This window comes from Falsiroseomonas oryzae (genome assembly GCF_027856955.1).
Taxonomy (GTDB): Bacteria; Pseudomonadota; Alphaproteobacteria; order Acetobacterales; family Acetobacteraceae; genus Falsiroseomonas; species Falsiroseomonas oryzae.
In genome coordinates this window covers 1-847 of sequence record NZ_JAPSMD010000911.1, presented here as the reverse complement: position 1 = coordinate 847, position 847 = coordinate 1, and the positions used below count along the sequence as shown (strand labels likewise).

At 68.0% G+C, this 847-nt stretch carries 1 protein-coding gene; it reads left to right on the top strand.

Features of this window, described 5'->3' with window-relative positions:
- Positions 1-799: IS3 family transposase (locus tag OZN99_RS32625; RefSeq protein WP_270939326.1), on the top strand; the 799-nt coding region annotated here is incomplete at its 5' end.
- Positions 800-847: the final 48 nt, after the last annotated feature.

Here is an 847-nt window from a genome sequence, read left to right as displayed (position 1 = left end):
GCAGGACCGGTTCGGGGTGAGCGAACGGCGAGGCTGCGCGGCGCTGCGCTTCCACCGCTCGTCGCAGCGCTACCGCTCGAGCCGTGACGACCAGGCGCCCCTGAGACTGCGGATCCGCGAGATCGCGGCGGTGCGGGTCCGCTATGGCTACCCGCGTATCCACATCTTGCTCAGGCGCGAGGGCTGGGCGGTGAACAGGAAGCGCGTCTACCGGCTGTATCGGCAGGAAGGCCTGAGCCTGCGGCACAAGCGGCCGAAGCGGCACGTGATAGCGGCGCGCCGGAGCGAGCGACCGGTGGCGACGCGGCCGAACGAGCAGTGGTCGATGGACTTCGTCTCCGACGCGCTCTTCGACGGGCGGCGGATCCGCGCGCTGACACTGGTCGACAACTACATGCGCGAGGCACTGGCCATCATGGTCGACAGCGGCATCCGCGGTGAGCATGTGGTCGAGGCGGTGGAAGCGGTCGCTGCTCGTCGTGGCGCACCGCGCCTCATTCGCGTCGACAATGGCCCGGAGTTCGTCTCGAAGGTCCTGGACCGCTGGGCCTACGAGCGCGGCGTGACGCTCGACTTCAGCCGTCCTGGAAAGCCGACCGACAACGCCTTCGTGGAGGCCTTCAACGGACGGCTGCGGGACGAGTGCCTGGACACGCATTGGTTCTTGTCGCTGGAGGACGCCAAGGCCAAGATCGAGGCCTGGAGGCGGGACTATAATGCGCCCCGTCCTCACAGTGCCCTGGGGCACCTGACGCCTCAGGAATTCGCTGCCAAAGCAGCCCGGAAGGGCTGCTCGTGAAGCCTGGAAGTTCTCCCCTCGGGCGGGCCAGTTTCGGGTCCACGGTCA